The sequence below is a fragment of the Micropruina sp. genome (assembly GCF_027492755.1).
Classification (GTDB): Bacteria; Actinomycetota; Actinomycetes; order Propionibacteriales; family Propionibacteriaceae; genus Micropruina.
In genome coordinates this window covers 1-5,677 of record NZ_JAPUED010000217.1, presented here as the reverse complement: position 1 = coordinate 5,677, position 5,677 = coordinate 1, and the positions used below count along the sequence as shown (strand labels likewise).

General features: G+C 69.9%; 5 protein-coding genes. 3 read left to right on the top strand and 2 right to left on the bottom strand.

Annotated features, from left to right (window positions below):
* Positions 1-89 precede the first annotated feature (89 nt).
* The gene (locus Q0066_RS15005; RefSeq protein WP_298134358.1) at positions 90-764 is read right to left on the bottom strand and encodes a 4-carboxy-4-hydroxy-2-oxoadipate aldolase/oxaloacetate decarboxylase; all 675 of its coding nucleotides are present in this window, start codon (positions 762-764) and stop codon (positions 90-92) included.
* Positions 765-796: 32 nt separating this feature from the next.
* Complete coding sequence (locus Q0066_RS15000; protein WP_298134357.1) at positions 797-2,002, bottom strand: aspartate transaminase; 1,206 nt, start codon at positions 2,000-2,002, stop codon at positions 797-799.
* A 435-nt stretch (positions 2,003-2,437) separates the two neighbouring features.
* On the opposite strand from Q0066_RS15000, the gene Q0066_RS14995 reads away from it, so the two are divergent.
* The 3 genes from Q0066_RS14995 to Q0066_RS14985 form a co-directional block, all read left to right on the top strand.
* On the top strand, positions 2,438-4,003 hold the full coding sequence (locus tag Q0066_RS14995) for an acyl-CoA carboxylase subunit beta (RefSeq protein WP_298134355.1): 1,566 nt from the start codon (positions 2,438-2,440) through the stop codon (positions 4,001-4,003).
* A complete protein-coding gene (locus tag Q0066_RS14990) occupies positions 4,000-4,200 on the top strand; it encodes an acyl-CoA carboxylase subunit epsilon (RefSeq protein ID WP_298134352.1) in 201 nt (66 codons plus the stop codon). The genes Q0066_RS14995 and Q0066_RS14990 overlap by 4 nt, the downstream gene beginning before the upstream one ends.
* 23 nt (positions 4,201-4,223) lie before the next feature.
* Positions 4,224-5,677, top strand: a 1,454-nt coding sequence (locus Q0066_RS14985; protein WP_298134349.1) for a biotin carboxylase N-terminal domain-containing protein, incomplete at its 3' end; no start/stop codon positions are given.

Genomic DNA, 5,677 nt, shown 5'->3' with positions numbered 1-5,677 from the left:
CCCTCCCTAACTAGTTCAGCCCTCCCGTCGACGGGAGGGCTGAACTAGTTAGGGAGGGTTTCATGCGCCGGGCTCGGGCGGCGGAGCGGTCACTCCTCGACCAGCAGACCCTTCGCGGCCAGCTTGTCGACCAGGTTGCACAGGTCGATCGTGGTGCCGCCGGCGCGGTAGGCCGCGCGCTGCTCGGCCTCCACGGCTTCCCGCTTGGCACAGGCTTCGATCACCCATTCGACATCGGCGGCCTTGACCAGCACCACGCCGTCGGCGTCGCCCTTGACCAGGTCGCCGGGCTCCACCAGCTGACCGCCGAAGACGATCGGGTGATTGATCGGGCCGAGAGTCTCCTTGACGGTGCCCTTGATGCAGATGCTGCGCGAGAACACCGGCAGGCCCAGCTCGATCAGGTCCTTGGTGTCCCGGACGCCGGAATCGGTGACCAGGGCGGCCAAGCCCTTGGAGTGCATGGCGGTGCCGAGCACGTCGCCGAAGGTGCCGGCCTCTTTGAACTCGCCCGCCGAAACCACCAGGACGTCACCGGCTTGGGCGTAATGAATCGCCACCTGCAGCATCAGGTTGTCCTGCGGTGCGCACACCACGGTGGTGGCCGGTCCGCAGAAGGACATCGCGCGATCGATCGGCTTGATGTCGGAGTTCAGCGCGCCGCGGCGTCCCTGCGCCTCGTGGATGGTGGCGCTGGAGAACTCGCCGAGCTGCGCGACGAGTTCGGCGGCGGGGCGCTGGACCTTGGTCCGGACGTGAATCATGAGTTGAGCGATCCTCTTCAGTTGGTCGGTCGTCAGTCGGTGAGTGAGCGGACGGCGTCGGCGATGGCGTCCATCGCGGCGGACAGGGTGGCCTCGTCGGTGGCGAAGGAGACCCGGAAGAACGGCGAGAGGCCGTAGGCGCTGCCGGTGATGGTGGCCACCCGGGCGTGCTCCAGCAGGTAGCCGACGAAGGCGTCGTCGCCGTCGATCACGGTGCCGTCAGGGGTGCGGCGTCCGATCACCCCGGAGCAGTCGATGAAGACGTAGAAGGCGCCGTCTCCGGCGAGCGCGCGCAACCCGTCGATGGCGTTGATGCGGTCGACGACGAGGTCGCGACGCGCCCGGTACTGCTTCGCGGCTGTGGCCACGAACGACTGGTCGCCGCTCAGCGCCTCGGCGGCGGCGGCCTGCGAGATGGACGACGGGCAACTCGACATGTGCGACTGCAGCTTGTTGATCGCCGACACCAGCGGCTTCGGACCGGCGCAGTAGCCGAGCCGCCAGCCGGTCATCGCGTAGGTCTTGGAGACGCCGTTGACCAACAGCACCCGGTCGCGCAGCTGAGGGGCGACCTCGAGCAGCCCGACGCAGCGGCCCTCGCCGAGGAACACCTCGTCGTAGATCTCGTCGGTCAGCACCAGGACGTCGGGGAACTCCTCCAGCACGGCGGCCAGCGCCGCCAGTTCGTCGCGGGAGTAGACGGCACCGGTCGGGTTGGACGGCGCGTTCAGGATCAGCCAGCGGGTGCGGTCGGTGAGACCTTCCCGGAGCCGGGCCGGGGTGAGCTTGAAGTCGTCGGCGATCGGGCACCGGACGATCACCGGGGTGCCGTCGTTGAGCACCACCATGTCGGGGTAGGACACCCAGTACGGCGCCGGGATCAACACCTCGTCGCCGGGGCTCAGGGTGGCCATCAGCGCGGTGAAGATCACATGCTTCGCACCGGACCCGACCGAGATCTCGGCGTCGGTGTACTCGATGCCGGTGACCCGGCGCAGCCGGTCGATGATGGCTCGGCGCAGCGCCGTGGTGCCGTTCACCGCGGTGTATTTGGTGTCACCGCGTTCGATGGCGGCGATGCCGGCCGCCTTGACGTTGTCGGGGGTGTCGAAATCGGGCTCGCCGACCGTCAGGTCGAGCACCTTCACCCCACTCTCCCGGAGCTCGCGCGCCTTGGCCGCGGCAACGGAACTCGGCGACGGGTGGACCCGGGTCATCCGGGCAGCTTCAAAAGGCATGAAAAATCCTCGGTGATCGGGGTCCCTACGATCGTAGGAGCCGGACGACGTCCCGCGCCAAGACCGAATGTGGGTGCTGTCATAAGGGCCGCTTATAGCGGCGCACACCAGACGCGGATCCTGGCGTCCCGCTCTGCCGCATCGGCCGTTCGCAGATTGCCCTGGGACGCTGATCAACGCATCCACCGCTGGTTGAGCCTGTCGAAATCCCTCGGCCGGGTCTCGACGAGCTTGAAGGTGGGGCCAGCAGATCGCGGCGATCTCCGGCCAGGTCACCGGTCCCGGCGGGACCTCGCCAGCCGACGCAGCTTGCTCGGCCGGTCCCAGGCATCGGCCACGGCACCGCAGGACGCCGATGACCGCATAACGATCGGCTATGGATGAACCCCGGGCCGGGCGGGTCCCCACTCGACGCCTCGGACTAAGGTTCCGCCTATGGATCTCGACCTGCACACGACGTCCGGCAAGCTCGCCGACCTGGAACGTCGTGACCGGCAGGCGAAGCATCCGGCCTCCGAGGCGGCGGTCGAGAAGCACCACGCCAAGGGCAAGCTGACCGCCCGCGAGCGGGTCCTGGCGCTGCTCGACGAGGACAGCTTCACCGAGCTGGACGAGTTCGCCCGGCACCGCACCACCGCCTTCGGCATGGACGCCAAGCGGCCCTACACCGACGGCGTGATCACCGGCTTCGGCACCATCGAGGGCCGCAACGTGGCGGTGTTCTCCCAGGACGTGACGATCTTCGGCGGCGCGCTGGGCGAGGTGTACGGCGAGAAGATCTGCAAGGTGATGGACCTGGCGCTGCGCACCGGCATCCCGGTGATCGGCCTGGTCGAGGGCGGCGGTGCCCGCATCCAGGAGGGCGTGGTCAGCCTCGGCCTGTACGCCGAGATCTTCAAGCGCAACACCCACGCCTCGGGCGTCATCCCGCAGATCTCGGTGATCCTCGGCGCGGCCGCCGGCGGGCACGTCTACTCCCCCGCACTGACCGACTTCGTGGTGATGGTCGACCAGACCTCGCAGATGTTCATCACCGGCCCGGACGTCATCCGCACCGTCACCGGTGAGGAGGTGACGATGGAGGAGCTGGGCGGGGCCCGCACCCACAACACCCGCTCCGGCAACGCCCACTACCTGGCCGCCGACGAGCACGACGCGCTCGACTTCGTCCGGCACCTGCTCAGCTTCCTGCCCGCCAACAACCTGGACGAGCCGCCCGCGCTGGAGCCCGATCCGGACGCCGAACCCGACGGCGACGCGCTCGACACGCTCATCCCCGACGCCCCCAACCAGCCCTACGACATGCACGAGGTGATCACCCGGGTGCTGGACGACGGCGAGTTCTGCGAGGTGCACGCCCGGTTCGCCGCCAACATGATCTGCGGTTTCGGACGGGTCGAGGGCCGCGCCGTCGGCGTGGTGGCGAATCAGCCGATGGTCTACGCCGGCTGCCTCGACATCGACGCCTCCGAGAAGGCGGCCCGGTTCGTCCGCACCTGCGACGCGTTCAACATTCCGGTGCTCACCTTCGTCGACGTGCCCGGCTTCCTGCCCGGCATCGACCAGGAGTGGAACGGCATCATCCGGCGCGGCGCGAAGCTGCTCTACGCCTACGCCGAGGCCACCGTGCCGCTGGTCACCCTGATCACCCGCAAGGCCTACGGCGGCGCCTACGACGTGATGGGTTCGAAGCATCTGGGCGCCGACGTGAACCTGGCCTGGCCGACCGCGCAGATCGCGGTGATGGGCGCCGAGGGCGCGGTGAACATCCTGTACCGCCGCGACCTGGCCCACGCCGACGACCCGATCGGACGCCGCGCCGAACTGGTCGAGTCCTACAACGACGAACTGTCGAATCCGTGGATCGCCGCCGAACGCGGCTATGTCGATCGGGTCATCGCGCCGCGCGACACCCGCGCCGAGATCGCCAAGGCGCTCCGGCTGCTGCGCACCAAACGCGCCGAACTTCCACCCAAGAAGCACGGGAACATTCCGCTGTGACCGCGCCGATCGTCGTCCGCGGCCATCCGACCGACGCCGAACTGGCCGCGCTGACCGCCGTCCTGCTGGGGCGCCGGGTGGCCGAGGACGAGCCGGCACCGGCCGGGCCGGCCCGGCGCTGGGGGTCGGCCAGAGATCGACTGCGGCTTCCACCCGCCCCGGGGCCCGGGGCCTGGCGGGCCGCAATCAGGCATTGAACACCGAGAAAGGACGCCTCGTGATGGGCGAGTTTTCCAAGGTCCTGGTGGCCAACCGGGGCGAGATCGCCGTCCGGGTGATCCGGGCCGCGACGGACGCCGGACTGGCCAGCGTGGCCGTCTACGCCGACGCGGATTCCGACGCGCTGTTCGTCCGGCTCGCCGATGAGGCGTTCGCGCTGGGCGGCAGCACCCCCGCCGAGACCTACCTGAGCATCGACAAACTGCTCGCCGTGGCGCAGCGTTGCGGTGCGGACGCCGTCCACCCCGGCTACGGCTTCCTGGCCGAGAACGCCGACTTCGCCCGCGCGGTGATCGCCGCCGGGCTGACCTGGATCGGCCCCTCCCCCGAAGCCATCGAGGTGCTCGGCGACAAGGTGCAGGCCCGGCATCTGGCCTCGAAGGTGGGCGCACCGCTGGTGCCCGGCACCGCCGACCCGGTGGCCGGCGCCGACGAGGTGGTGGCGTTCGCCCGGCAGCACGGCCTGCCGATCGCGATCAAGGCTGCCTACGGCGGTGGCGGACGCGGCCTCAAGGTGGCCCGGACGCTGGCCGAGATACCCGAACTGTTCGAGTCGGCCACTCGCGAGGCGGTCGCCGCCTTCGGCCGCGGCGAGTGTTTCGTGGAGCGCTACCTGGACCGGCCGCGGCATGTCGAGACCCAATGCCTGGCCGACGCCCACGGCGGCGTCGTGGTGGTCTCGACCCGGGACTGCTCGCTGCAGCGCCGGCACCAGAAGCTGGTCGAGGAGGCACCGGCACCGTTCCTCACCGACGCGCAGCGCGACGAGTTGTATGCGGCCAGCAAGGCCATCCTGCGGGAGGCACGCTACGTCGGCGCCGGCACCTGCGAGTTCCTGGTCGGTCTCGACGGCACCATCAGCTTCCTGGAGGTGAACACCCGGCTGCAGGTGGAGCATCCGGTCTCCGAGGAGGTCAGCGGCCTCGACCTGGTCCGCGAGCAGTTCCGCGTCGCCGCCGGTGAGCCGCTGGGCTACGACGACCCCGAGACCCGGGGCCATTCCATCGAGTTCCGGATCAACGCCGAAGATCCCGGCCGGGGATTCATGCCCGCCCCGGGCACGCTGACCCAGTGGCGCCCACCGCGCGGGCCCGGCGTCCGGGTCGACGAGGGATACCTGGCCGGGATGACCGTACCGGGCGCCTTCGACTCGCTGGTGGCCAAGATCATCGTCACCGGCGCCGACCGGCAACAGGCGGTGCAGCGGGCCCGCCGGGCGCTGGCCGAGACGGTGCTGGAGGGCATGCCTTCGGTGCTGCCGTTCCACGCCGCGGTGCTCGACGAGCCGGCGTTCGTCGCCGCCGACGGCACGTTCGGCGTCCACACCCGGTGGATCGAGACCGAGTTCGACAACCAGCTCCCGCCCTACGCCGACGCTGCGGCCGACCCTGAGCCGGCCGAACGGCAGAGCTTCGTGGTCGAGGTGGACGGACGCCGGCTCGAGGTCCGGCTGCC